Below are 24890 nucleotides of genomic sequence, written 5' to 3'. Positions count from 1 at the left end.
ACTCAGCCTTCGCGCAGGGTCTGCAGCGGCGGATGCTTCAAGACATTGCGCAAGCCCAGCCAACCGCCGGCGATCGCGCACAGGGCGCCGGCCAGCAGGCCGAAAGCCCACACGCCGGGGGCGAAGCTCCAGGCGAACTTGAACTGGTAGGTGGCCAGGGCCCAGCCCATGGCGGCCGCGCCCGTGGCCGCCAGCAAGCCGGCCAGCGCGCCCACGAGCGAAAACTCGATCAGCTGCGCCTGCGCCAGCTGGCGCCGCGTGGCGCCCAGCGCGCGCAGCAGGCCCGCCTCGCGCGTGCGCTCGTCCTGCGAACCCATCAAGGCGGCATACAGCACCAGCAAGCCCGACGCCAGGGTGAAGGCAAACAGGAATTCCACGGCCGTCACCACCTGGTCCAGCACGCCCTGAATCTGTTTCAGCACGCCGCCCACGTCCACCACCGTCAGGTTCGGGTAGTCGCGCAGCAGGACGTTGCCCAGGTCTGCCTGCGCGGGCGGCAGGTGAAAGGCCGTGATCCACGTCTGCGGCGTGTCCGCCATGGCGGCCGGATTGATGATGACAAAGAAATTGACGCGCATCGAACCCCATTCCAGCTTGCGCAAACTGGTAATGGCCGCCTCCACGGGCTGGCCCGCGATGTCGAAGCGCAGCTTGTCGCCCAGCTTCAGCTTCAAGGTCTTGGCGATGCCCTCTTCCACCGACGCTTCGGCAGGTGCGCCTGCTGCATTGCTGAACCACTTGCCGGCAACGAGCTTGTTTTCTTCCTGCATGGCGGCCATCGTCGACAGGTTGAATTCGCGGTCGGCCAGGCCCTTGGCGCGGTCATCCTCGTAAGTGCTTTCCGTGATGACGTTGCCGTTCACGGCCACCAGGCGCCCCCGTATCATCGGATACAAAGGCGCGTTGGCGACGCCGGCCTGGGCCAGGCGCGCGGCAATCGGGTCTTTCTGCTCGGGCAGGATATTGATCATGAAGCGGTTCGGCGCATCGGGCGGCGTGGCATTGCGCCAGGCCACCATCAAGTCGCCCCGCACCACCGTCAGCAGCAACAAGGCCATCAGGCCCAGGGCCAGCGACACCACCTGGATGACGGTGGCGCCCGGACGGCGCTGCAAGGACGTGACGGCAAAGCGCCAGCCCTGGTGGTTGAAGGCGCCGCGCAGGGTTTTCAGCGAGCGGATGCCCAGCCAGCCGGCCAGGCCGAACAGGGCGAAGCCGCCCAGGAAGCCGGCCGCCGTCAGCAAGGCCAGCTTCACGTCGCCCGCCTGCCACAAGAGCAGCACGACGAAGGCGGCAATGCCCAGGCCGTAGGTGGCCAGGGCCAGCGCCTGCGGCGGCTCCTGTTCGCGGCGGATGACTCGGTTATGGGGAACATTGCGCAATTGCAGAATCGGCGGCAGGGCAAAGCCCAGCAGCAACAGCATGCCGGTGGCCACGCCTTGCAACGCGGGCAGCATGGAGACGGGCGGCAAGTCGCTCTGCACCAGCTTGCCCAGCAGTTCCAGCAGCACCAGGTGGCCGCCGAAACCCACGGCCACGCCCACCACGCTGCCGGCCAGGCCGACGAGCAAAAATTCGATCACGTACATGGCCGTCACCTGGTTTTGCGTCAGGCCCAGGCAGCGCAGCATGGCGCAGGCGTCCAGGTGGCGCAGCATGAAGCGGCGCGCCGCCATGGCCACGGCGACGGCGGCCAGCATGGCCGACAGCAGGCCGACGAGGGACAGGAAACGGTCGGCGCGGTCCAGGGTCGATTGCATCTGCGGGCTGCCCGATTCCAGCGATTCGATGCGCACGCCCTTGATGGCCTGCGTCTTGATCTGGCTTTCCAGCCAGGCTTGATATTGCGCAAGCTCGGCCGCCTTGGCGGGCGGCGCCGACAGCAGCAAGCGATAGGACACGCGCGAACCGTTCTGTACCAGCGCCGTGGCGGCCAGGTCGCTCAAGGGCAGCATCACGCGGGGAGCGAAATTCAGGAACGAGGCGCCGCGGTCCGGCTCGCTGGCGATCAGTTGCGTGACGGTAAATGCCTTGTCGCCCAGGGTCAGGGTGTCGCCCAGCTTTGCCTTCAGGCTGGAGAGGATGGCCGCATCGACCCACACGGTGCCCGGCGCCGGCACCTGGCTGGTGGGCTGGCCCACGGCATCCTGCGCCTCGCTCGGCTTCGTCGTGATTTTTAGCTTGCCCCGCTGCGGGTAGCCGGGCGAGACGGCCTTGATGGACGCCAGCTGCGACAGCGACTGTTCGCCCTCGCCCGCCTGCGCCATGCTGGGAAACGTCACCGTGTCGGCCAGGATGAAACCGCGCCTCTGCGCCTCGGCCCGCCATGCCCCATTGACGGGCTGGTCGGCGCTGATGACCAGGTCGGCGCCCAGCAGCTGGTGCGCGTCGCGGTTCAGGCCCGCGCGCAGGCGGTCGACGAAAAAGCCCACGGCCGACAGGGCCGCCACGGCCACGATCAGGGCGACGAGCAGGAAACGCAGTTGCCCGGCGCGCCAGTCGCGTCCGGTCATTTTCAGGGAGAGGCGGAGCATGGGCGGCGGGTCTTTATAGAGTTACTGCGCGCTGCCGTGGGCGGCGGCGTGCTGCGCGAAATACGCATCGACGGTCGCGAGGAAGGCGTCTTTCTGCGCCTGCGGCAGGAAGGCGGCGATGAAACCGTTGCGCGCCAGGCGCTGCGCGTGGGACAGGCCCAGCGGCAAGGCATCGAAGATGGCGTCGAAATTGTCGTTCATGTAGCCGCCGAAATACGCGGGATCGTCCGAGTTCACCGTCACCAGCAGGCCCGCGTCGAGCAGTTGCACCAGGTTATGGTCATGCATCTGGTCAAACACGCGCAGCTTGGTGTTCGACAGCGGGCACACGGTCAGCGCGACCTGTTCGCGCGCCAGGCGGGCCGTCAGTTCCGCGTCTTCCAGGCAGCGCACGCCGTGGTCGATGCGTTCCACCTGCAGGTCGTCGAGCGCCGTGCGGATGTAGGCGGGCGGGCCCTCCTCGCCCGCGTGGGCCACCAGGTGCAGGCCCAGCTCGCGGCAACGGGCAAACACGCGCGAGAATTTCTCGGGCGGGTTGCCCACTTCCGAGGAATCGAGACCGATACCGATGAATTTGTCGCGGTGCGGCAAGGCATCTTCCAGGGTCTCGATGGCTTCCGCTTCGCTCAAATGGCGCAGGAAGCACAGGATCAGGGCCGCGCTGACGGGACTGTCCTGGCAGGCGCGGTAGATGCCGTTGATCACGTCGGCGATGGGCACGCCGCGCGCCGTGTGCGTTTGCGGATCGAAGAATATTTCCGTGTGCAAGACGTTATCGGCCTCGGCGCGCAGCAGATAGGCGCGCGTCATGTCGTAGAAATCCTGCTCTTTCAAGAGCACGCTTGCGCCAGCGTAATAAATGTCGAGAAAAGACTGCAAATCCGTAAAAGCATAGGCGCTGCGCAAGTGTTCCACCGATTCATAACCCAGTGGCACGCCATTGCGTTCGGCCAGTGCGAAAATCAATTCCGGTTCCAGCGAGCCTTCGATATGGATATGCAGCTCGGCCTTCGGCATGCCGCGTACGATCGCGCGCAATTGTGGGTTCATCATGGGTGTTCCTTATAGGGTGTCGATAACAATGCTGGCAGGCACGCGGGGCGCGTAGGGCCATCAAACATGCAGGCATCTTAGCGCAAGATGGCCCGCCTCACCGGCGCCCGGGCGCCACGGCGCTGGCCGCGGCAGCGCCATGGCCGGCACCGGCACGCGCCAGCGAATTGTCGTATGATGGTTTAAAAGGCACAAAAAGGTTCATTGAAATCGCTGGAAAATTTGATGTTTTATCCAATTAAATCAACAATTTACAAACAAGTATTAAGGATATGCTGACATATCTTTTGACTTCCTGATCCTTTAGAGCAATAATAAATTTCATGGGGTAAAAGTAGGTGCAACAAGCGCTATCAACAGTGAAAAAAAGCCGGCTGGCCACGTCAGCACACGGCATCAAGCGCCAGTTTTTTGGTCCGGGCAATCCGGACTCGCAAAGACAGCCGGGCTTGAAACAACAATAAAAATCGATACGGGGTACAGGAAAAGTTCAGACGGCAAGCCCAGGCGAGTGGCAGGCGGGCGGCCATGGTGACTGGCAGTTCAGGTTTACATTAAAGGACATTGACATGACCATTTTTGATAACTATGCAGCACGCTACGAGCGCACCCGCGAAGAGGAAATGTCGCTCACCGAGTACTTGGCCCTGTGCAAGAAGGACAAGCTGACGTATGCCAGCGCGCCCGAACGCATGCTGGCCGCCATCGGCGAGCCGCAGCTGGTCGACACGCGCAACGATACGCGCCTGTCGCGCATCTTCGCCAACAAGATCATCAAGATCTACCCCGCCTTCCGCGAGTTCTACGGCACCGAGGAAGTCATCGAGCAGGTGGTCTCCTACTTCCGCCACGCGGCGCAAGGCCTGGAAGAACGCAAGCAGATCCTGTATTTACTGGGGCCAGTGGGCGGCGGCAAGTCGTCGATCGCGGAAAAGCTCAAGTCGCTGATGGAACACGTGCCCTTCTACTGCCTGAAAGGCTCGCCCGTCAACGAATCGCCGCTGGGCCTGTTCAACGAGGAAGAGGACGGCACCATCCTGGAAGAGGATTACGGCATCCCCCGCCGCTACCTGCGCAACATCCCCAGCCCGTGGGCCGTCAAGCGCCTGCATGAATACAATGGCGACATCAACCAGTTCCGCGTCGTCAAGCGCTATCCATCCGTGCTGAAACAGATCGCCATCTCGAAAACGGAACCGGGCGATGAAAACAACCAGGATATTTCCTCGCTGGTGGGCAAGGTCGACATCCGCAAGCTGGAAGATTATGCGCAGGACGACCCGGACGCCTACAGCTATTCGGGCGGCCTGTGCCTGGCCAACCAGGGCCTGATGGAATTCGTGGAAATGTTCAAGGCCCCCATCAAGGTGCTGCACCCCTTGCTGACGGCCACGCAGGAAGGCAATTACAAGGGCACGGAAGGTTTCGGCGCCATTCCGTTCGACGGCATCATCCTGGCCCACTCGAACGAGTCGGAATGGAAGACGTTCAAGAACAACCGCAACAACGAGGCGTTTCTTGACCGTATCTATATAGTCAAGGTGCCGTACTGCCTGCGCGTGTCCGATGAAATCAAGATCTACGACAAGCTGGTGGCCAACTCCTCGCTGGTCAAGGCCCCGTGCGCGCCCGGCACCCTGCGCATGATGGCGCAGTTCGCCATCCTGTCGCGCCTGAAAGACCCGGAAAACTCCAGCATCTTCTCGAAGATGCTCGTCTACGATGGCGAAAACCTCAAGGATACGGACCCGAAAGCCAAGTCCATGCACGAATACGTCGATTACGCGGGCGTGGACGAGGGCATGAACGGGCTGTCGACGCGCTTTGCCTTCAAGATCCTGTCGAAAGTGTTCAACTTTGACAATTCCGAAGTGGCCGCCAATCCTGTGCACTTATTATATGTACTGGAACAGCAGGTCGAGCGCGAGCAGTTCGCGCCGGAACTCGAGCAGCGCTACTTCTCCTATATAAAAGAGCACCTGGCGCAGCGCTATGTGGAATTCATCGGCAAGGAGATCCAGACGGCTTACCTGGAAAGCTATTCGGAATACGGCCAGAACATCTTCGACCGCTACGTGACGTTTGCCGATTTCTGGATACAGGACCAGGAATACCGCGATCCGGACACGGGCGAAAGCTTCGACCGCGAATCGCTGAACAATGAACTCGAGAAGATCGAGAAGCCGGCGGGCATTTCCAATCCGAAAGACTTCCGCAACGAAATCGTCAACTTCGGTTTGCGCGCGCGGGCGTCGAACGGCGGCAAGAATCCCGCCTGGACCAGTTATGAAAAGTTCCGCACCGTGATCGAGAAGAAAATGTTTTCGAATACGGAGGAATTGCTGCCCGTGATTTCCTTCAATGCCAAGGCCAGCGCCGACGATGCCAACAAGCACGCCGACTTCGTGGCCCGCATGGTGGAAAAAGGCTACACGGCCAAGCAGGTACGCCTGTTATGCGAATGGTACTTGCGCGTACGCAAGTCATCCTAGCGCGGACAGCGGGCGCGCTCCCGTCCGGCGACGGGCGGGGCGCGCAAGACGAGAAGCAAGGAGGCACCCTTTGACATACCTCATCGACAGGCGCTTGCAAAGCAAGAACAAATCCGCCGTCAACCGCGAGCGTTTCCTGCGGCGTTACAAGGGCCAGATCAAGGATGCCGTGGGGCGCGCCATCAAGGGACGCTCGATCACGGACGTCGAGAATGGCGAGAAGGTCAGCATCCCCGTCAAGGACGTGGGCGAACCCGCGTTCGGCCACGCGCATGGCGGCGTATGGGAAGTGGTCAATCCCGGCAACAAGGAATACCTGAAGGGCGACCAGATCGCCCGCCCGAAAGGCGGCGGTGGCGGCGGACGGGGCAAGGCGGGCAATAGCGACGAGACGACGGAAGACGACTTCATCTTCGAATTGTCGCGCGAAGAATTCATGAATTATTTCTTCGAGGACCTGGAGTTGCCGCACATGGTGAAAACCCAGCTGACGGCCACGACGGAATTCAAGAACCAGCGCGCCGGCTACAATATGTCGGGCACGCCATCGAACATCCATGTGCTGCGTTCCCTGCGCGGCGCGCTGGGCCGGCGCATCGCCGTCGGCGGCGGCGCCCGCAAGCAACTGGCGCGCGCCGAGGAAGAACTGGCCGAACTGCTGCACGAAGGCGTGCCCGACAGCGATCCCCTCGTGGTGGAGCTGCGCCGTTTGATCCACCACCTGCATACGCGCCTGCTGGCCATCCCCTTCATCGACCCGTTCGACTTGCGCTACAGCAACCGCATCAAGGTGCCCAAGCCCATGACGCAAGCCGTGATGTTCTGTATCATGGACGTGTCCGGTTCCATGGACGAGTCGCGCAAGGATACGGCCAAGCGCTTCTTCATCCTGCTGTATCTGTTCCTCAAGCGCGCCTACGACAAGATCGAGGTGGTCTTCATCCGCCACCATACGGCGGCCGCGGAAGTGAGCGAGCATGAATTCTTCAATTCGCGCGAGTCGGGCGGCACCGTCGTATCCTCCGCCTTGCACTTGCTCAATACCATCATCGACGAACGCTATGGCGCCGGGCAATGGAACAGCTATGTGGCGCAGGCGTCCGACGGCGACAACTGGGACAACGATTCCGTGCTGTGCCGCCAGTTGCTGATCAACACCATCATGCCCAAGGTGCAGTACTACACCTACGTCGAGATCACGGACGGCCCGCAGCAAAACCTGTGGGAGCAGTACGCGGGCGTGCTCGACCACCACGCCCATTTCGCCATGCAAAAGATCGTCACGCCGGCCGATATCTACCCGGTCTTCCGCGAACTGTTCAAGAAACAGGTGAAATGATGAGTGCAGCCTTTGACCGCGCCAGCAACACCCCGGGCGAACCGTTCGTGCGCCTGCGCCATCCGAACGCCCTGCCCGAGCAGTCGGAATGGACGTTCGAACTGATCGAGCAAATCCACGAGGAAATCCGCCGGGTGGCGAAACAGTTCGGCCTCGACACCTATCCGAACCAGCTGGAAATCATCACGGCCGAGCAGATGATGGATGCCTACACCTCGGTCGGCATGCCCGTCTCGTACAACCATTGGTCGTTCGGCAAGCATTTCCTGTCGACCGAGAAAAGCTACAAGCGGGGGCAGATGGGCCTGGCCTACGAGATCGTCATCAACTCGAACCCTTGCATCGCCTATTTAATGGAGGAAAACAGCCTGACCATGCAGTCGCTGGTGATCGCGCATGCGGCGTACGGCCACAACTCCTTCTTCAAGGGCAACTATCTGTTCCGCGCCTGGACGGATGCGGACGCCATCATCGACTATATGGTGTTTGCCAAGAATTACATTGCCGAATGCGAACAGCGCCATGGCGTCGACGCCGTGGAATTGCTGCTCGATTCCTGCCACGCCATCCAGAACTATGGCGTGGACCGCTACAAGCGCCCCGCGAAACTGTCGATGGCGAAGGAGTATGCGCGCCAGAAGGAGCGCGAAGAATACGTGCAGTCGCAGATCAACCAGCTGTGGCGCACCCTGCCCCGGCGCGACGAGGACGAGGATGACGGCGAACAGCGCAAGGCGGCGCCCCGCTTTCCGCCCGAACCCGAGGAAAACCTGCTGTACTTCATCGAAAAGTATGCGCCGCTGCTGGAACCCTGGCAGCGCGAGATGGTGCGCATCGTGCGCAAGATATCCCAGTACTTCTATCCGCAGCGGCAAACCCAGGTGATGAACGAGGGCTGGGCCACGTTCTGGCACTACACGATACTCAACCAGCTGTACGACGAAGGCGTGGTGGGCGACGGTTTCATGATGGAGTTTCTGAAAAGCCATACCAACGTGGTCTACCAGCCGCCCATCGACAGTCCCCATTACAGCGGCATCAATCCGTATGCGCTGGGTTTTGCCATGATGAGCGACATCCGCCGCATCTGCGAGCACCCGACCGACGAAGACCGCGCCTGGTTCCCCGACATGGCCGGCACCGACTGGCGCAAGAGCCTGGACTTTGCCATGCGCAATTTCAAGGATGAAAGCTTCATCGCCCAGTACCTGTCGCCCCAGCTGATCCGCGAATTCCATTTCTTTGCCGTGCTCGACGACGACAAGAATGAGAAACTGGCCATTTCCGCCATCCACGACGATGCCGGCTACCGCTACGTGCGCCAGCAGCTGGCGGAGCAGTACAACCTGGGCAACCGCGAGCCGAACATCCAGGTCTGGTCCGTCAATACGCGCGACGACCGCGCACTGACCTTGCGCCATACCCAATTCCAGCGCCGTCCATTGAACCAACAGGCGGCGGAAGTGATCAAACACGTGGCAAGGCTATGGGGCTTCGATGTGCACCTCGATACGGTCGATCCCGAGGGCGTGGTCCTGGGCACCTTGAATTGCCGGCGCGAGAAGCGCAACCGGCGCGACGATCCGCCGGCACGGCCATAACATGATCTTCTTGGCAAGAATTTTAGCAAGAATATAAGCGCATCCTATGCCTACATAGGAATTCAATATGGCCTGGCGGCGTCAAAACGGCCGCCGGGGCCGTCTTTTTTGACCTGGATGAAGTTCCTTTCGCACCCGTTTGGTGCGTGTGCAAGGCTAAGTGGTCTGGTTCCGAGGCAAAACATTTCCAAAAAGAAAGATTTTCCTCCAAATTTAGCAGTTTCCATATTGAATATCACGAAATATAATTCCGCCATATGGGCACATGGAAGAACTTAGCAGTAGTAGCCCAAAACGGCTGTAAAAAACAGATAAGACCGCCTTTTTTTATGTCCGAAAGCGTGCAAAGATGACATAAGCAAGTACGTTTTCAGGGCGCAAAAGCGCCAAAAATTTAACCGGTTTTAGGCGTTAAAAATCTGTGTAAAATAAAGAATTCGTATGTATAATTCGGCGACGTCCCGGATACGGCTGGAGCTTTGTGTCGTCATTTTGGGGTTCAGTTGCAAGACAAGAGATGGTATTTGGAGAAAGCAGGCATGAATTTTTCGAACGAGAAAAGTCCCAAGAACTACACAGGCATAACTGTCGTTGTCCTGCTGCACGTTCTCGCGGCTTACGGGATCGCGACGGGCTTGGGCAAGCGGTTAGTTACCAAAATGATGGAACCGGTTGAAACCAAGATTATCGAGGAAGTCAAACCGCCTCCACCGAAGGATCTTCCACCGCCACCACCGCCGCCAGAAATGAAGGCGCCACCGCCGCCATTCATTCCGCCAGTCGAGGTGAACGTGCAGCAGCCGCCACCACAGCAGAACGTGATTGCAAATACGACTGCTGTGAAGCCAGCCACGAATGTATTGGCACCGCCAGCACCGCCTGCACAGCCTGCGCCAACTCCTGGACCAGCCAAATCGGTGCGTACGCCGGCCGTGGTTGACTTCAGTGTCTGCGAAAAACCGGCTTATCCAAAGTCGTCGCAGCGCAATGAGGAAACCGGTGTGGTGACACTGTCGTTCCTGATCGGTGTAGACGGCAAGGTCGCTGATTCGAAGATCGTGAAGTCCAGCGGCTTCAGAGACCTGGACAAAGCTGCGGTGCAAGGTATCAGCCGCTGTACATTTAAGCCGGCAACAGTAGACGGCAAGCCGGAACAAGGCTGGCAGCAAATGCAATACGTTTGGTCGCTGGATTAAAACCCGAGACAGTTATCCCCTGTCTCACACCATGATTTCGTTGTCATTACGTTCAGCGATCTGTTATTTTTAATTTTGGAGGAAGCATGTTTAAGAATACCCGTTTGTCCGCATTTTTTGCCGCGGTTCTGTTGTCCGTCACCGCTACTACCGCTCTGGTAGCAGCACCGGCATTCGCTGACGCGCCAGCATCGGCTGCCGCTTCGGCTCCTGCGGCAGACGCTGCACCAGCACCAGCTGCCGCAGATGCAGCCGCTCCAGCAGCAGACGCAGCAGCTCCAGCCGCTGACGCAGCCGCTCCAGCCAAAACCGAAGAAGTGCACAACCCGTTCGGCCTGTCCGCAGTATGGGACGGCGGTTTCGTGCCACGCGCTACCCTGATCATCCTGTCCATCATGTCGATCGGCAGCTGGTACATCATCATCACGAAACTGCTGGATCAAATGAAGATCTTCAAGCAAGCCAAAGAAGCCGCTTCCAAATTCTGGAAAGCTCCTTCGATCGCTGCTGGTTCGGCAACCCTGAGCGAAGGCTCGCCATTCCGCTTCATCGCTGAATCGGGCACCAAAGCAACGGCTCACCATGACGGCGCCCTGCTGGAACAAATCGACCTGTCGACCTGGGTGACGATGTCGATCCAGCGCGCTTCGGACAAAGTCCAATCGCGTCTGCAAGATGGCCTGTCGTTCCTGGCAACCGTTGGTTCGACCGCACCGTTTATCGGTCTGTTCGGTACCGTTTGGGGTATTTACGGCGCGCTGACCGCTATCGGCATGACCGGTAACGCATCGATCGACAAAGTTGCAGGTCCAGTTGGTGAAGCACTGATCATGACCGCTTTCGGTCTGCTGGTCGCCGTTCCTGCCGTTCTGGGTTACAACTGGCTGGTTCGTCGTAACAAATCCGCAATGGAAGACATCCGCTCGTTCAGCGCCGACGTTCACTCGGTTCTGGTTTCCGGCGTAATGTCGACCAGCGAAGCTGGCCGTGCTGCCGGCGCTAAAAAGATCGGATAAGAATCATGTCGATGTCCGTCGGCTCCGACAGCGGAGATGAAGATCAAGTAATGTCAGAAATCAACACGACGCCGCTCGTCGACATCATGTTGGTTTTGCTGATCATTTTCTTGATCACGAGTCCGGTTGTCCTCAAGCTGCAGAAAATCGATCTGCCGATTGAGGCCAATCAAGCCCTGCAAACCAAACCAGAGAACGTTAACATCGTTGTTAACAAGGACGGCGAGATCTACCTGGGCCAGACCAAACTGAAAGACACGAACGAACTGTTCGATTATCTTAAAGTTGAAGCAGTGAAAGTACCGCAGCCGGAAGTACACGTTCGTGGCGACCAAGAAACACGCTACGAATCGATCGGCCGGGTTATTTACACGACCCAACGTGCCGGGATCCAGAAGGTCGGCTTCATCACCGAACCACCTGACAAGGGCTGATAGCAACTGGCAGCGGCGTCCCGGCAACATGGGGATGCCACTGCCGGAAGCTGACCGGGCGGCAGTTTCGCCCGGTGCTTCGTTGGACTTCTTAAAGGAAACACTATGAGTATGAATGTCGGTTCGGGAAGCGCTGCAGGCGCGGATCCGGAACCAATGATGGAACTGAACATGACGCCCCTCATCGACGTGATGCTGGTGCTGATTATCATGTTGATCATCACGATTCCTAAGCAAAACCACTCGGTGAACTTGAACATGCCGGTCGGCACACCGCCGCCACCGACAACCGAACCAGTGGTCGTCACGATCGATGTCGATTTTGACGGTACGATCCTGTGGGACAATCAGGTCATTCCTGACCGCGCTTCGCTGGAAGCCAAGCTGAGCAACGTTGCTGCGCAAGCAGACCAGCCGGAAGTGCATCTGCGTCCGAACAAGCTGGTGGAATACAAAGTCGTCGCCGGTGTGATGGCGTCGGCGCAGCGTCTGGGCGTGACCAAAATCGGTCTGGTCGGCAACGAACAATTCCAGTAAGCTGCAGCAATCAGGTTCTCTTTACATCCGAATAGGCAGGACTTCCTGCCTATTCGCTTTTTACTGAAAGACTTTCTTATGTCCAAGTTTCGTCTCGCTCATCTCGGCCTCGTCATGGCCGCTATCGGTTTTACCGCAGCAACTCCCGTAATCGGCCTGGGCTCGCTGGCATACGCCGCGGACACCGTGCGTGCCGAAGTGGGCAAGCCACTGCAAGAAGCGCAGAAACTCGCTAGCAGCGGCAAAAACAAGGAAGCGCTGGCCAAGCTGCGCGAAGCTGACAGCGTCGGCGGCAAGACTGCCTTTGAAAGCTACCAGATCGAACGCGTACGCGCTTCGGCCGCTGCTGGCGCCGGCGATACCGGTGCCGCCATCAAGGCCTTTGAAGCCGTCATCAATTCGGGCCGCCTGAGCGCCGCCGAATCCCCGAAATTCACGCAAGGCCTGGCCGGCATGTACTACCGCGCCAAGGACTGGCCGAACGCCATCACCTGGTTCAACCGTTCCCTGAAAGACAAGGACGATCAGCAAACGCGCGACTACCTGATCCAGGCCTACTATTCGAGCGGCAACTACGCGGCAGCAGCGAAAGAACTGCAAGCACGCGGCGGCAACTCGGAAGCGAGCCTGCAAATGCTGGCCAACATCCAGTTGAAGCAGAACGACAAGGCCGGCTACGTAGCCACTCTGGAAAAACTGGCTGGCAGCTATCCCAAGACCAGCTACTGGGCCGACCTGCTGAACCGCGTTTCGGGCAAGCCTGGCTTCTCGCAACGCCTGGGCCTGGACGTACAGCGCCTGCGCCTGGCCAATGGCCTGTTCACCAAGCCGTCCGAATACATGGAAATCAGCCAGCTGGCCTTGCAAGCAGGCAATCCGGGTGAAGCGCTGAGCATCATCGACCAGGGCTACAAAAAAGGCGTGCTGGGCACGGGCGCCGATGCGCCGCGTCACCAGCGCCTGAAAGACCTGGCCCTGAAAACCCAGGCTGACCTGAAAGCCAGCGCTGCCAAGTCGGAAGCGGAATACGTGAAGAACAAGGACGCCGACAGCTTGAGCAAGCTGGGCTTTGCTTTGGTCTACGACGGCCAGGCCGACAAGGGCCTGGGCTTGATGAACGATGCCGTGAAACTGGGTACTGCCAAGTATCCGGAAGAAGCCAAGCTGCACCTGGGCATCGCTTACATTCACGCTGGCAAGAAAGCCAATGCCACGACGGCATTCAAGGCCGTCAAGGGCACGGATGGCGCGGCTGACCTGGCCCGTTACTGGACCTTGATGAACAAGTAATCGACAGCGGACCCAGGGGGCGGCTGCTTGCTGCACCCGGGTTCGACGTTGAGAGTGCCTTGAATCAGCACTGAAGCGTTGCCAGCTCACCCGCTGGCAACGCTTTTTGTTATTTCAGCAGTGAAATTCGCCCTGCGCCCGCCCTGCCGGGTGTGCATCCCTGAAACAGTCCGTATAATCCCCCTTTTGGCACAGTTTTTCATCAGATTCCTATGAAGGTATTCCGCGGACTTCCCAATGCCCAGGCACGAGCGCCTTGCGCTCTGACCATCGGCAATTTTGACGGTGTCCACATCGGCCATCAAGCCTTGCTGGCGCGCGTGCGCGGCGCGGCGACCGAACTCGGCATTGAAGCGGCCGTGATGACGTTCGAACCGCACCCGCGCGAATTCTTCGCGCAGCGCGCGGGCGACCTGTCGAAGGCGCCGCAACGCATCGCCAACCTGCGCGACAAGCTGCAATCGCTGGACGACGCCGGCATCGACCGCGTCGTCGTCGAGCACTTCAGCGCCCAGTTCGCCGCCTTGACGCCGCAGGAATTCACGGAAAAAGTCCTCGTCGACGGCTTGCACGTGAAGTGGCTGATGGTGGGCGACGACTTCTGCTATGGCGCCCGGCGTGCCGGCGACGTGGCCATGCTGCAGGAAGCGGGCCGAAAGTACGGTTTCCACGTGGAAACCTTGCCGACGGTGATGAATGGCAGCACGCGCATCTCGTCTTCCGCCGTGCGCCTGGCCCTGGCTGCCGGCGATTTCCCCCTGGCGACGCAGTTGCTGGGCCATCCGTACGCCATTTCCGGCCATGTGATCCACGGCCAGAAGCTGGGCCGCACCCTGGGTTTCCCCACCTTGAACCTGCGCGTGGCGCACCGCCCCGCCCTGTCCGGCGTCTTCATCGTGCAGGTGCACGGCCTGGCGCCGCTGCCGCTGCCCGCCGTGGCCAGCCTGGGCGTGCGCCCCACGGTCGACGACAGCGGCCGCGTCTTGCTGGAAGTGCATCTGTTTGATTTCGCCCAGTCCTGCTACGGCAAGCTGGTGCGCGTGGAGTTTCTGGAAAAGCTGCGCGACGAAGAAAAGTACGACGACCTGCCCACCCTGACGGCCGCCATCGAGCGCGACTCGAACCAGGCGCGCGCTTATTTCGAGCAGCGCAGCGGTGCCATTACCGCCACCGACCGAATTTGACGCCGGCCAACTCCGCCGCCTGGCGGCTCCTGCCGCCGCAAACCATTCAATATCATTAAAGAAGATTATGTCCGATCAAAACAAGCCAGCCACGCCCAAGCAGAACAAGAAGCCTGAAAGCAAATACCCGGTCAACATGACGGAAACCCCGTTCCCCATGCGCGGCGACATGGCCAAGCGCGAGCCGCAATGGGTACAGCAATGGCAAGACAAGAAAATCTACGAGCGCGTGCGCAAGGCCGCGGCCGGCCGTCCGAAATTCATCCTGCATGACGGCCCGCCGTACGCGAATGGCGACATCCACCTGGGCCACGCCGTCAACAAGATCCTGAAGGACATGGTCGTCAAGTCGCGCTCGCTGTCCGGCTTCGACGCGCCCTACGTGCCGGGCTGGGATTGCCACGGCATGCCGATCGAGATCCAGATCGAAAAACTGCACGGCAAGAACCTGCCGACGGCCGAAGTGCTGGAAAAGGCCCGCGCCTACGCCAACGTGCAGGTCGAGCGCCAGAAGAAGGACTTCATCCGCCTAGGCGTGCTGGGCGAGTGGGACAACCCGTACCTGACCATGGCGCACGGCAATGAAGCGGACGAACTGCGCGCGCTGGGCAAGCTGCTGGAAAAAGGCTACGTCTACCGCGGCCTGAAACCCGTCAACTGGTGCTTCGACTGCCAGTCGGCGCTGGCCGAGGCGGAAGTGGAATACGCGGAAAAGCGCGATCCCGCCATCGACGTCGGCTTCAAGTTCGCCGAGCCGGAAAAACTGGCTGCCGCCTTCGGCCTGCCATCGCTGCCGACCGATAACGGCTTCATCGTCATCTGGACCACCACGCCGTGGACCATCCCGTCGAACCAGGCGCTGAACGTGCACCCGGAAGTCAAGTACGCGCTGGTGAAAGCCGAGCGCGATGGCCAGCCGCTGCTGCTGATCCTGGCGCAGGACCTGGTGGTGGCCAGCCTGGCGCGCTTCAAGCTGGACGGCACGACCATCGCCACCTGCGACGGCGCGGCCCTGGCCGGCATCAGCTTCCGCCATCCGCTGCATGCCAGCGATGCGTTCTACGACCGTCTGTCGCCCCTGTACCTGGCCGAATACGTGACCACGGAAAGCGGCACGGGCGTGGTGCACTCGGCGCCCGCCTACGGCCTGGACGACTTCATCTCGTGCAAGGCGCACGGCATGAAGGACGACGACATCATCAAGCCCGTCATGGGCGACGGCAAGTTCGCCTCCACCCTGCCCCTGTTCGGCGGCATGACCATCTGGGAAGCGTCCAAGCCGATCTGCACCGCCCTGCGCGAAGCGGGCGCGCTGTTCGAAGTCAAGATGTTCGACCACAGCTACATGCATTGCTGGCGTCATAAGACGCCGATCATCTACCGCGCCACCTCGCAGTGGTTCGCCGGCATGGACGTGACGCCGAAGGACGGCGGCGCGCCCCTGCGCGAGACGGCACTGCAAGGCATCGCCGACACCGAGTTCTTCCCGGACTGGGGCCAGGCACGCCTGCACGGCATGATCGCCAACCGTCCCGACTGGACCCTGTCGCGCCAGCGCCAGTGGGGCGTGCCGATGGCTTTCATCGTGCACAAGGAAACGGGCGACCTGCATCCGCGCACGCCGGAATTGCTGGAGCAAGTGGCCAAGCTGATCGAAAAGGACGGCATCGAAGCCTGGCAGGCGCTGGACCTGAAAGACCTGATCGGCGACGAAGCGGCCATCTACGCGAAGAACAAGGACACCCTGGACGTGTGGTTCGATTCCGGCGCCACGCACCAGACGGTGCTGGGCGGCCCGCAGGCGCACGGCTCGCACTCGACGCAGCTGCAATTCCCGGCCGACCTGTACCTGGAAGGCTCGGACCAGCATCGCGGCTGGTTCCACTCGTCGCTGCTGGTGTCGTCGATGCTGAACGGCCGTCCGCCGTACAAGGCCCTGCTGACGCACGGCTTCACGGTCGATGGCGAAGGCAAGAAGATGTCGAAGTCGCTGGGCAACACGCTGGCGCCGCAAAAGATCTCGGACACCCTGGGCGCGGACATCCTGCGCCTGTGGATCGCCTCGACCGACTACACGGGCGAGCTGTCGATCTCCGACGAGATCCTCAAGCGCGTGACGGAATCGTACCGCCGCATCCGCAACACCCTGCGCTTCCTGCTGGCGAACACCTCGGACTTCAATCCGGCCACGGACGCCGTGCCGGTGGCCGAACTGTTCGAAATCGATCGCTATGCGCTGGCCAACATGGCGTCGCTGCAGCAGCAGATCGAGAACAACTACGCGCGCTACGAATTCCACCCGGTGGTGTCGAAGCTGCAGACGTACTGCTCGGAAGACCTGGGCGGCTTCTACCTGGACATCCTGAAGGACCGCCTGTACACCTCCGGCCTGACGTCGCACGCGCGCCGCTCGGCGCAGACGGCCCTGTGGCACATCACGCAAAGCCTGCTGCGCCTGATGGCCCCGGCCCTGTCGTTCACGGCCGAAGAAGCATGGGCCGTCTTCGCCGGACCGGAAGCGTATGCCGCCAGCGATGAAACCATCTTCACGCAAACCTGGTGGCAGCTGCCGGAAGTCCCGGACGCGGCCGGCCTGCTGGAGAAATACACGGCCCTGCGCGCCGTGCGCACGGACGTGACGAAGCAGCTGGAAGACTTGCGCACCTCGGGTGCCATCGGCTCCTCGCTGCAGGCGGAGCTGACGATCAAGGCCGCGCCGATGAAGTACAAGCTGCTGACGACCCTGGGCGACGACTTGAAATTCGTCTTCATCACCTCGCAGGCAACGGTGGCCGAAGTGGCCGACGAAGCGGCCGAAGAGGTGGTCGTGGCCGCGTCGACAGCGCCGAAGTGCGAGCGCTGCTGGCACTACCGCAGCGACGTGGGCACGGACTCCGCGCATGCCACCCTGTGCGGCCGCTGCGTCAGCAACCTGTTTGGCAAGGGCGAGGTTCGCCGCTTCGCCTAGACAGCGGCGTCAGGATCTGCTGCGCGCCGCGGTTTGCGGCCCGCGATGCGCACCGTACTGCGGTACGGCTGCGCTTCCCGGCCACAAACCGCTGCCGCACGCTGCGATTTAGTCCGCCGTTGTATGCTATCAGTCCCACCGCCGCCTGCTGCCAGGCGGCGGCATTATCTTCCCTGGAAAAATATGGCCACCAAAAACCGTTTTTCATCGAAATCGTCGTCCTCAGCGTCGCTGGTGCCCTGGCTGGGCATTGCCGCCATCGTCATCCTGTTCGACCAGATCACCAAGATCACCATCCTGAAAACCTTCCGCTATGCGCAGGAGATGGTCATCACCTCGTATTTCAACCTGGTGCTCGCGTATAACAAGGGTGCCGCGTTCAGCTTCCTGTCCGACCAGGGCGGCTGGCAGCGCTATTTCTTCACCGCCATCGCCCTGGGCGCGGCCATCTACATCATCTATCTGCTGAAAAAGCACGCGGGCCAGCGCATGTTCTGCTGGGCCCTGTCGCTGATCCTGGGCGGCGCGCTGGGCAACGCCATCGACCGCCTGATCTACGGCCACGTGGTCGATTTCCTCGACTTTCACTGGAAAAGCTGGGGCCATTTCCCCGCTTTCAATATCGCCGACAGCGCCATCTGCATCGGCGCGGCCCTGTTCATCATCGATGAACTGCGCCGGGTAAACAAATAAACAAGCAGGAGAACGGCATGGAATTGTCCGGCAAAAAAATCGTCCTGGGACTTTCGGGCGGCGTCGCCTGCTACAAGGCGGCGGAACTGTGCCGCGCGCTGACAAAGGCCGGCGCCTCGGTGCAGGTGGTGATGACGGATGCGGCCAGCCACTTCATCACGGCCGTGACGATGCAGGCCCTGTCCGGCCACCCCGTGCACACGAGCCAGTGGGATGCGCGCATAGCCAACAACATGGCGCATATCGATTTGACGCGCCATGCGGACGCGATCTTGATCGCGCCGTGTTCGGCCGACTTCCTGCGCAAGCTGGCGCACGGCGTGTGCGACGACCTGCTGTCGACCCTGTGCCTGGCCCGCCCCTCCCACCTGCCTTTGCTGGTGGCGCCCGCCATGAACGTGGAAATGTGGCAGAACCCCGCCACGCAGCGCAATGTGCAGCAGCTGCGCGACGACGGCATCAAGCTGTTTGGCCCGGCTGCCGGCGAACAGGCGTGCGGCGAAGTTGGCCTGGGCCGCATGCTGGAACCGGAACAGCTGCTGACGGAGCTGATCGCCGCCTTCCAGCCGAAAGTCCTGGCGGGCAAGCGCGTGCTGGTCACGGCCGGTCCCACTTTCGAAGCCATCGACCCCGTGCGCGGCATCACCAATCTGTCCTCGGGCAAGATGGGCTATGCGGTGGCGCGCGCGGCGCGCGAAGCGGGCGCCGAGGTGCTGCTCATTTCCGGCCCCACTGCGCTGGACGCGCCGTTCGGCGTGCGCCGCATCGATGTGCAAAGCGCGCAGCAGATGCATGATGCGGTGCTGGCCCACGTCGACGGCCAGCATGTCTTCGTCGCCGTCGCCGCCGTGGCCGACTGGCGCGTGGCCAACGCCAGCGAACAGAAAATGAAAAAGCAGGCCGACGGCTCCGTGCCCGAACTGCAGTTCGCGCAAAATCCCGACATCCTGGCCACCGTGGCGGCCCGCACCAACCTGGCCGGCTATCCGTACTGCGTGGGCTTTGCCGCCGAATCGGAAAACCTGGTGGAATTCGGCTCGACCAAGCGCGAGAAAAAAGGCATTCCCCTGCTGGTCGGCAATATCGGCCAGAACACGTTTGGCCAGGACGACAACACCATCATCCTGTTCGATGAAGAGGGCCATACCGTGCTGCCGCGCGCCTCGAAACTGAACCTGGCGCGCCAGCTGATTTCGGAAATCTCGAAGCGACTCGCCAGGAACTCTCTGCTCAAATAACCCTTTTTTATACGCTTTAGCTTCAATGAAAAATATCGACATCAAGATCCTCGACGCCCGCATGCAGGAACTGCTGCCGGCCTACGCCACCCCAGGCAGCGCCGGCCTGGACCTGCGCGCCTGCATCGACGAAGCCATCACCATCGAAGCGGGACAGACCGTGCTCATTCCCACGGGCCTGGCCATCCACATCGGCGACCCCTCGTATGCGGCCATGATCCTGCCGCGCAGCGGCATGGGCCACAAAAACGGCATCGTATTGGGGAATCTGGTAGGCTTGATCGACTCCGATTACCAGGGCCAGCTGATGGTATCGACCTGGAACCGGGGCCAGAGCGCTTTCACGCTCAACCCCATGGAACGCCTGGCGCAGCTCATCATCGTGCCGGTGCTGCAAGTGGGCTTTAACGTCGTCGAGGAATTCGGCGACAGCGAACGCGGTGTTGGCGGTTTCGGCAGCACCGGCAAACATTAACAGCGACTGACAAACCGTAGCGAGCGGATGTGAGTTGTGGCTGAGAAGCGGAGCTGTGCGAATGCACAGTGAGCATCGGAGGCCGCAAATCGCGCCGCGCAGCAGGTTTTGTCAGGCGTTACAAGAAGGAATAGTCCATGCCAGGTTTTCGCCATCTGATCTCAGCCCCAGCTCCGCTGCGCCAACTGGCCACTCCCCTCCTGCTGGCCGGCGCGGCCCTGCTGGCCGGCTGCACCACGCCGGCGACGCATGTCAGCGGCCCGTTCAACGTGGTGCCGGCGCCCGATGCGCCGGCCCTGACGGCGCAGCAGAAGGCGGCGCAGGAAGAACTGGTGAAGATGGTGGCGCTGCAGGACCGCCTGTCGAAAGTCTCGGCGCCCCTGCTGATCAACAATGCGGACCTGTGCAAGACGTATGCGCGCAACCTGCTGGGCTTCACGGCGCAGAATAAATACTCGTATCCGGGCATCTATGCCGATGCGGCGCAGGCGGCGCTCGGCTACGGCGAACAGATGCAGGTATCGGGCGTGCTGCCGGGCAGCGGCGCCGCGCGCGCCGGCTTGCGCAAGGGCGACGGCCTGGTGGCCGCGGAAGGCAAGCCGCTGCCCGCCGGCCCCAAGGCGGAAGGCCCGTTCGGCGCCATCGTCGGCCCGCTGGCATCCAAGAGCGCCAGCCTGAACATGACCATCGCCCGCGACGGCCAGCAGCAGGACCTGAAGATTCCCGTCACGCGCGCCTGCGCTTTCCGCGTCGCCCTGGGCAATGCGGACAATGTCAACGCGTATTCGGACGGCGCGCGCATCATGCTCACGCGCGGCATGGTCAATGCGGCGCAAAACGACGAAGGCATCGCCTTCGTGATCGCCCGCGAAATGGCGCACAACATCCTCGACCACGCGCGCAGCCAGCGTTCCGCCGGCACGGCCGGCAGCATCATCGACAGCCTGGGTGCCGTGCAGCCCGACGTATCGATGCTGACGGGCGCCGCCGGCATCAAGGCCATGCCGCAGGAACTCGACGTGCAAGCCGACACCCTGGCCATCTACCTGCTGGCGCGCGCCGGCTACAACGTCGACAACGCCGCCAGCTTCTGGCAGCGCCTGGCCACGCAAGTGCCGGCCGCGGTGGCCAACGGCTACACGGCCCTGCACCCGGGCACCAACTCGCGCATGGCGGCCATCAACCGCGCCGTCACCGACGTGCGCGCTAAGCAGGCGGCCAAGAAACCACTCAAGCCTTAATCCTGACAAAGGCAGGCGCCTGACCAAACCGTCGCGAGCGGCAGTGATTTGTGGCTAAGAAGCGCAACCGTACGCTAGTACGGTGAGCATCGCAGGCCGCAAAGCGCGACGCGCAGCAGGTTTGCTCAGGTGCCGGGGAAGTTCGGGAAATAGGTGCCCATGATCCAGGTCAGGGCGCCGCAGAACACCACGGCAAGAAACAGGACGACGAGCAGCTTGCCGAACTTGGGAATACCCTCTTCTTGCGTCTTGACTTCATTTGACATGAAAATTCTCCGCAGGGTGGTGGAACAGGTAGTATATCCACAATCTTGAATACTATTCCATACTTTGCCGCAAACATGCGGCATGCAACCCGCGCCCGCCATGGACAGCATCGACCTTGAAGTTCTGAAAACCAGCGCCGCCTGGCTCGCTGCCGGGCACCGCTGCGAACTCGTCACCGTCATCAAGACCTGGGGTTCCAGCCCCCGTCCCGTGGGCGCCACCCTGGCCATCTGCGACGACGGCACGGTCATCGGTTCCGTCTCCGGCGGCTGCATCGAAGATGACCTGATCGACACCGTCCGCGTGCACGGCATCGTGCGCACGCTGCCGGAAATCGTCAGCTACGGCATCAGCGCCGACGAGGCGCACCGCTTCGGCCTGCCGTGCGGCGGCACCATCGAGCTGGCCATCGAGCCGCTGCATGCGGGCAGCCGCGTGGCAGAACTGCTGGCGCGCCTGGCAGCGCATGAACTGGTCGAGCGCCGCCTCGACCTGCGCAGCGGCGCCGTCACCCTGCAGCGCGCCGTGCCGGGCGCCGTGCTGGTCCTGGAAGATGGCGTACTCACCACGCAGCATGGCCCGCGCTGGCGTTTGCTGATCATCGGCGCCAGCCAGCTGTCGCGCTTCGTGGCGCAAATCGCCACGGCCATGGATTACCACGTCATCGTCTGCGACCCGCGCGAAGAATACCGCAGCGGCTGGAACGTGCCGGGCGTGCCCCTGCTGCATGCCATGCCCGACGACCTGGTGCTGGAATTAAAGCTCGACAGCCGCAGCGCCGTCGTCGCCCTCACGCACGATCCCAAGCTCGACGACCTGGCCCTGATGGAAGCGCTCAAATCCCCGGCCTTTTATGTGGGCGCCATCGGCTCGCGCGCCAACAATGCCAGGCGCCGCGAGCGCCTGCTGCAGTTCGACGTCAGCGCGGAACAGCTGGCGCGCCTGCATGGCCCCATCGGCCTGTACATCGGCAGCAAGACGCCGGCCGAAATCGCCATTTCCATCCTGGCCGAGCTGACGGCCGTCAAGAACGGCGTGCCCGACGCGCTGCAGATCCAGCACGCGGCGGCCCTGAGCCCTCCCGGCACCGATATCTGCGCGCGCTAGGCAGAAAGCAAGAAACGGGATGCGCCAGCATCGCCCCCCTGATACCTTCCCTGACTTTGGCCCGCCATGACCCTGCTGCACTGGACCCTCCCCCTGCCCGCCGGCTACCGCCGCGACGACGTCATCGCCTTCCACGGCAGGGATACGCAAGCCGTGGCGGAACAGGTCACGCCGACAGGCCTGCGCAAGGGCATCCTGCTTGCCGGCGTACCCGTCGTACTGGACGTGGCCTTCACGGACGATGCCGCCATCTGCCAGGCAGACATCGACGGCAATGACGATGGCTTCGCCGGCCTGCAAACGCCCCTGCACGGCGCCCTGCTGAACATCCTCGGCCTGCGCATCGACCCGCAGCCGTTCGCGCTGCTGGCCGCCGGCGACCCGCTGCTGGCGCCGTTGATCCGCGTCAATCCCGGTTTGCGCATCGTGCAGTCGGCCAGCCCTTTCGAGGCGCTGACCTGGGCCATCATCGGCCAGCAGATCAACCTGTCGTTCGCCATTTCCCTGCGCCGCACCTTCATTGTGCAGGCGGGGCGCCAGCACGGCAGCGGCTTGTGGTGCTACCCGGAGGCGCGCGACGTGGCGCGCCTGTCCGTGGAAGAACTGACCAGCCGCAAATTCTCGCGCGCCAAGGCGGAAACCGTGCTGCGCCTGGCGCGCCTGGTCGACGAGGGAGCACTGTCGCTGGAGCTGCCCCCGTCCGGCGACGTGGCGGCCATCTCGCAGGCGCTGCTGGCCGTGAAGGGCATCGGCCCGTGGACCGTCAATTACGCGCTGCTGCGCGGCTACGGCTACGCCGACTGCTCGCTGCATGGCGACGTGGCCATCCGCGCCGCCCTGCAAAAGCTGCTCGGCGAAGAGGTCAAGCCGGACATGGCGCGCACGGAGCAGTGGCTGCGCCAGTATGCGCCGCACCGCACCATGGCCGCCGCCCACCTGTGGGCCAGCCTGCATGCGCCGGAAAAAAATAATTCGCAAGCGGGGGAATAAACGGCGGGCGGCACGCGTCTATCCCTTGCAAGCCCCCAAAACCTCAAGGAGACCATCATGCGCCTGACCACCACCTTTGCCGCCACCGCCCTTTTCACCGCCTTGTCCGCCCCGCTCGCCTTTGCCGCCGACGTCATGCCCGCCAACGGCATGCTGGTCAACGCCAGCGGCATGACCGTGTATGTGTTCGACAAGGATGCCGCCGACAGCGGCAAGAGCGCCTGCAGCGGCGGCTGCCTGGTGGCCTGGCCCGCCGTCATCGCCACCGAAGCATCGCCCGCCGCCCCGTACGGCAGCATCAAGCGCGAAGACAACGGCGCCATGCAGCTGACCTACAAGGGCAAACCGCTGTATCTGTACAAGGAAGACAAGAAGCCGGGCGACGCGGCCGGCGACAACTTCAAGAACGTGTGGCACGTCGTCAAGCCCTAAGCCGCCCGCCGCCGCGCCGCCATGACCGTGCCTGACGACAGCCGCCTGCTGCAAGCATGCCTGCCCGGCCTGCGCCGCTACGCGCGCGCGCTGGTCGGTGAAGTGCACGCGGACGACCTGGTGCAGGATACCGTGGAGCGGGCCTGGCGCCGGCTGGAGCAATGGCAGCGGGGCGCGGGCATGCGTCCCTGGCTGTTTTCCATCATGCACAACCTGCACGTGGACCAGCTGCGCCGTCCCGGCCTGGCGCTGCAGGAGCTCGACGACGACGCCGTGCTGCCCGCGCCCGAGCGCGCGCCGGGACAAGCCATCGCCATCGGCGAAATGGATGCGGCGCTGGCCCGTTTGCCGCTGGGGCAGCGCGAGGTGATCCTGCTCGTCGCGCTCGAACAGATGCCGTACGAGCAGGTGGCGGCCACCCTGGACATCCCCGTCGGCACCGTGATGTCGCGCCTGTCGCGCGGACGCGACAAGCTGCGTACCCTGCTCGATGGCCGCCCTGCCGGCAGCGAGGGCAGCGGCCCACCCACCCTGAAAGTCGTGAAATGACAACGCAAGCCATCAGCGAAGCGCAATTGCACGCCCTGGCCGACAGCGTCCTGCCGGAAGGCGAGCGCGCGGCCGTCGACGCCTACCTGCACGCGCATCCGCAGGACGCCGCCAGGGTGGCTGCCTGGCGCGAGCAAAACCGGCAATTGCGCGCCCTGTTCGACCCCGTGCTGGACGACACCGTGCCGCTGCCGCTGCTGCAGGCGGCAAGCCCGCCGGCCGCGAACGGCGCCTGGCGCCGCCCCGCCATGCAG

General features: G+C 62.2%; 22 protein-coding genes. 19 read left to right on the top strand and 3 right to left on the bottom strand.

The window, feature by feature from the left end; genetic code table 11:
* Positions 1 to 2: 2 nt before the first annotated feature.
* Entirely contained in the window at positions 3 to 2534 is a 2532-nt protein-coding gene (locus GCN75_RS26590; RefSeq protein ID WP_152285030.1) for an ABC transporter permease, read from the bottom strand.
* 21 nt (positions 2535 to 2555) lie between these two features.
* Positions 2556 to 3587 carry an adenosine deaminase gene (locus tag GCN75_RS26585; protein ID WP_152285029.1) on the bottom strand — a complete coding sequence of 344 codons (1032 nt, stop codon included), beginning with the start codon at positions 3585 to 3587 and terminating at the stop codon, positions 2556 to 2558.
* Positions 3588 to 4156: 569 nt separating this feature from the next.
* On the opposite strand from GCN75_RS26585, the gene GCN75_RS26580 reads away from it, so the two are divergent.
* The 14 genes from GCN75_RS26580 to GCN75_RS26510 all read left to right on the top strand — a co-directional run bounded on the left by GCN75_RS26580 (position 4157) and on the right by GCN75_RS26510 (position 21291).
* Positions 4157 to 6079 (top strand): PrkA family serine protein kinase, encoded by a 1923-nt coding sequence (locus tag GCN75_RS26580; protein ID WP_034785249.1) that lies wholly within the window; start codon positions 4157 to 4159, stop codon positions 6077 to 6079.
* A 70-nt stretch (positions 6080 to 6149) separates the two neighbouring features.
* A complete protein-coding gene (locus GCN75_RS26575; protein ID WP_152259151.1) occupies positions 6150 to 7418 on the top strand; it encodes a YeaH/YhbH family protein in 1269 nt (422 codons plus the stop codon).
* The gene (locus GCN75_RS26570; RefSeq protein WP_152285028.1) at positions 7418 to 9019 is read left to right on the top strand and encodes a SpoVR family protein; all 1602 of its coding nucleotides are present in this window, start codon (positions 7418 to 7420) and stop codon (positions 9017 to 9019) included. The genes GCN75_RS26575 and GCN75_RS26570 overlap by 1 nt, the downstream gene beginning before the upstream one ends.
* Positions 9020 to 9558: 539 nt before the next feature.
* On the top strand, positions 9559 to 10215 hold the full coding sequence (locus GCN75_RS26565) for an energy transducer TonB (protein ID WP_034785244.1): 657 nt from the start codon (positions 9559 to 9561) through the stop codon (positions 10213 to 10215).
* Positions 10216 to 10301: 86 nt separating this feature from the next.
* Positions 10302 to 11231 (top strand): MotA/TolQ/ExbB proton channel family protein, encoded by a 930-nt coding sequence (locus GCN75_RS26555; RefSeq protein WP_226941586.1) that lies wholly within the window; start codon positions 10302 to 10304, stop codon positions 11229 to 11231.
* A gap of 5 nt (positions 11232 to 11236) precedes the next feature.
* Positions 11237 to 11665 (top strand): ExbD/TolR family protein, encoded by a 429-nt coding sequence (locus tag GCN75_RS26550; protein ID WP_152285027.1) that lies wholly within the window; start codon positions 11237 to 11239, stop codon positions 11663 to 11665.
* A 105-nt stretch (positions 11666 to 11770) separates the two neighbouring features.
* A complete protein-coding gene (locus tag GCN75_RS26545) occupies positions 11771 to 12202 on the top strand; it encodes an ExbD/TolR family protein (protein ID WP_177886013.1) in 432 nt (143 codons plus the stop codon).
* Positions 12203 to 12280: 78 nt separating this feature from the next.
* Positions 12281 to 13492, top strand: a complete 1212-nt coding sequence (locus GCN75_RS26540; RefSeq protein WP_152285026.1) for a tetratricopeptide repeat protein — start codon at positions 12281 to 12283, stop codon at positions 13490 to 13492.
* A 212-nt stretch (positions 13493 to 13704) separates the two neighbouring features.
* Positions 13705 to 14676, top strand: a complete 972-nt coding sequence (locus GCN75_RS26535; RefSeq protein ID WP_152285025.1) for a bifunctional riboflavin kinase/FAD synthetase — start codon at positions 13705 to 13707, stop codon at positions 14674 to 14676.
* Between the two features lie 67 nt (positions 14677 to 14743).
* Positions 14744 to 17644 (top strand): isoleucine--tRNA ligase, encoded by a 2901-nt coding sequence (gene ileS / locus GCN75_RS26530; RefSeq protein WP_152285024.1) that lies wholly within the window; start codon positions 14744 to 14746, stop codon positions 17642 to 17644.
* A gap of 183 nt (positions 17645 to 17827) precedes the next feature.
* On the top strand, positions 17828 to 18337 hold the full coding sequence (gene lspA, locus GCN75_RS26525; protein ID WP_152259155.1) for a signal peptidase II: 510 nt from the start codon (positions 17828 to 17830) through the stop codon (positions 18335 to 18337).
* A 17-nt stretch (positions 18338 to 18354) separates the two neighbouring features.
* The gene (coaBC, locus tag GCN75_RS26520) at positions 18355 to 19575 is read left to right on the top strand and encodes a bifunctional phosphopantothenoylcysteine decarboxylase/phosphopantothenate--cysteine ligase CoaBC (protein ID WP_152285023.1); all 1221 of its coding nucleotides are present in this window, start codon (positions 18355 to 18357) and stop codon (positions 19573 to 19575) included.
* 25 nt (positions 19576 to 19600) lie between these two features.
* The gene (gene dut, locus GCN75_RS26515; protein WP_099762451.1) at positions 19601 to 20050 is read left to right on the top strand and encodes a dUTP diphosphatase; all 450 of its coding nucleotides are present in this window, start codon (positions 19601 to 19603) and stop codon (positions 20048 to 20050) included.
* A 137-nt stretch (positions 20051 to 20187) separates the two neighbouring features.
* A complete protein-coding gene (locus tag GCN75_RS26510) occupies positions 20188 to 21291 on the top strand; it encodes a M48 family metallopeptidase (RefSeq protein ID WP_152285022.1) in 1104 nt (367 codons plus the stop codon).
* Between the two features lie 125 nt (positions 21292 to 21416).
* Here the strand turns inward: GCN75_RS26510 and GCN75_RS29385 are convergent, their stop codons facing one another.
* Positions 21417 to 21557: a hypothetical protein gene (locus GCN75_RS29385; protein WP_193317245.1), complete on the bottom strand. Its 141-nt coding sequence runs from the start codon at positions 21555 to 21557 to the stop codon at positions 21417 to 21419.
* Between the two features lie 100 nt (positions 21558 to 21657).
* On the opposite strand from GCN75_RS29385, the gene GCN75_RS26505 reads away from it, so the two are divergent.
* From GCN75_RS26505 to GCN75_RS26485, 5 genes are all read left to right on the top strand, one after another.
* The gene (locus GCN75_RS26505; RefSeq protein ID WP_152285042.1) at positions 21658 to 22665 is read left to right on the top strand and encodes an XdhC family protein; all 1008 of its coding nucleotides are present in this window, start codon (positions 21658 to 21660) and stop codon (positions 22663 to 22665) included.
* Positions 22666 to 22731: 66 nt separating this feature from the next.
* Complete coding sequence (locus GCN75_RS26500; protein WP_152285021.1) at positions 22732 to 23655, top strand: DNA-3-methyladenine glycosylase family protein; 924 nt, start codon at positions 22732 to 22734, stop codon at positions 23653 to 23655.
* Between the two features lie 57 nt (positions 23656 to 23712).
* A complete protein-coding gene (locus tag GCN75_RS26495) occupies positions 23713 to 24087 on the top strand; it encodes a COG4315 family predicted lipoprotein (protein WP_152285020.1) in 375 nt (124 codons plus the stop codon).
* Between the two features lie 21 nt (positions 24088 to 24108).
* On the top strand, positions 24109 to 24636 hold the full coding sequence (locus GCN75_RS26490; RefSeq protein WP_193317670.1) for an RNA polymerase sigma factor: 528 nt from the start codon (positions 24109 to 24111) through the stop codon (positions 24634 to 24636).
* On the top strand, positions 24633 to 24890 hold a 258-nt coding region (locus GCN75_RS26485), incomplete at its 3' end, for an anti-sigma factor family protein (RefSeq protein ID WP_405002839.1). The genes GCN75_RS26490 and GCN75_RS26485, both read left to right, overlap by 4 nt.

The organism is Janthinobacterium violaceinigrum, from assembly GCF_009208555.1.
Classification (GTDB): Bacteria; Pseudomonadota; Gammaproteobacteria; order Burkholderiales; family Burkholderiaceae_D; genus Janthinobacterium; species Janthinobacterium violaceinigrum.
The sequence above is the reverse complement of the archived record's forward strand: the minus strand, read 5'-3'. Positions and strand labels throughout refer to the sequence as shown.

Coding starts and splice junctions, on each gene's coding strand:
- GCN75_RS26590 (WP_152285030.1), bottom strand. CDS start 2,534: ATGCTCCGCCTCTCCCTGAAAATGACCGGACGCGACTGGCGCGCCGGG.
- GCN75_RS26585 (WP_152285029.1), bottom strand. CDS start 3,587: ATGATGAACCCACAATTGCGCGCGATCGTACGCGGCATGCCGAAGGCC.
- GCN75_RS26580 (WP_034785249.1), top strand. CDS start 4,157: ATGACCATTTTTGATAACTATGCAGCACGCTACGAGCGCACCCGCGAA.
- GCN75_RS26570 (WP_152285028.1), top strand. CDS start 7,418: ATGAGTGCAGCCTTTGACCGCGCCAGCAACACCCCGGGCGAACCGTTC.
- GCN75_RS26565 (WP_034785244.1), top strand. CDS start 9,559: ATGAATTTTTCGAACGAGAAAAGTCCCAAGAACTACACAGGCATAACT.
- GCN75_RS26555 (WP_226941586.1), top strand. CDS start 10,302: ATGTTTAAGAATACCCGTTTGTCCGCATTTTTTGCCGCGGTTCTGTTG.
- GCN75_RS26550 (WP_152285027.1), top strand. CDS start 11,237: ATGTCGATGTCCGTCGGCTCCGACAGCGGAGATGAAGATCAAGTAATG.
- GCN75_RS26545 (WP_177886013.1), top strand. CDS start 11,771: ATGAGTATGAATGTCGGTTCGGGAAGCGCTGCAGGCGCGGATCCGGAA.
- GCN75_RS26540 (WP_152285026.1), top strand. CDS start 12,281: ATGTCCAAGTTTCGTCTCGCTCATCTCGGCCTCGTCATGGCCGCTATC.
- GCN75_RS26535 (WP_152285025.1), top strand. CDS start 13,705: ATGAAGGTATTCCGCGGACTTCCCAATGCCCAGGCACGAGCGCCTTGC.
- ileS (WP_152285024.1), top strand. CDS start 14,744: ATGTCCGATCAAAACAAGCCAGCCACGCCCAAGCAGAACAAGAAGCCT.
- lspA (WP_152259155.1), top strand. CDS start 17,828: ATGGCCACCAAAAACCGTTTTTCATCGAAATCGTCGTCCTCAGCGTCG.
- coaBC (WP_152285023.1), top strand. CDS start 18,355: ATGGAATTGTCCGGCAAAAAAATCGTCCTGGGACTTTCGGGCGGCGTC.
- dut (WP_099762451.1), top strand. CDS start 19,601: ATGAAAAATATCGACATCAAGATCCTCGACGCCCGCATGCAGGAACTG.
- GCN75_RS26510 (WP_152285022.1), top strand. CDS start 20,188: ATGCCAGGTTTTCGCCATCTGATCTCAGCCCCAGCTCCGCTGCGCCAA.
- GCN75_RS29385 (WP_193317245.1), bottom strand. CDS start 21,557: ATGTCAAATGAAGTCAAGACGCAAGAAGAGGGTATTCCCAAGTTCGGC.
- GCN75_RS26505 (WP_152285042.1), top strand. CDS start 21,658: ATGGACAGCATCGACCTTGAAGTTCTGAAAACCAGCGCCGCCTGGCTC.
- GCN75_RS26500 (WP_152285021.1), top strand. CDS start 22,732: ATGACCCTGCTGCACTGGACCCTCCCCCTGCCCGCCGGCTACCGCCGC.
- GCN75_RS26495 (WP_152285020.1), top strand. CDS start 23,713: ATGCGCCTGACCACCACCTTTGCCGCCACCGCCCTTTTCACCGCCTTG.
- GCN75_RS26490 (WP_193317670.1), top strand. CDS start 24,109: ATGACCGTGCCTGACGACAGCCGCCTGCTGCAAGCATGCCTGCCCGGC.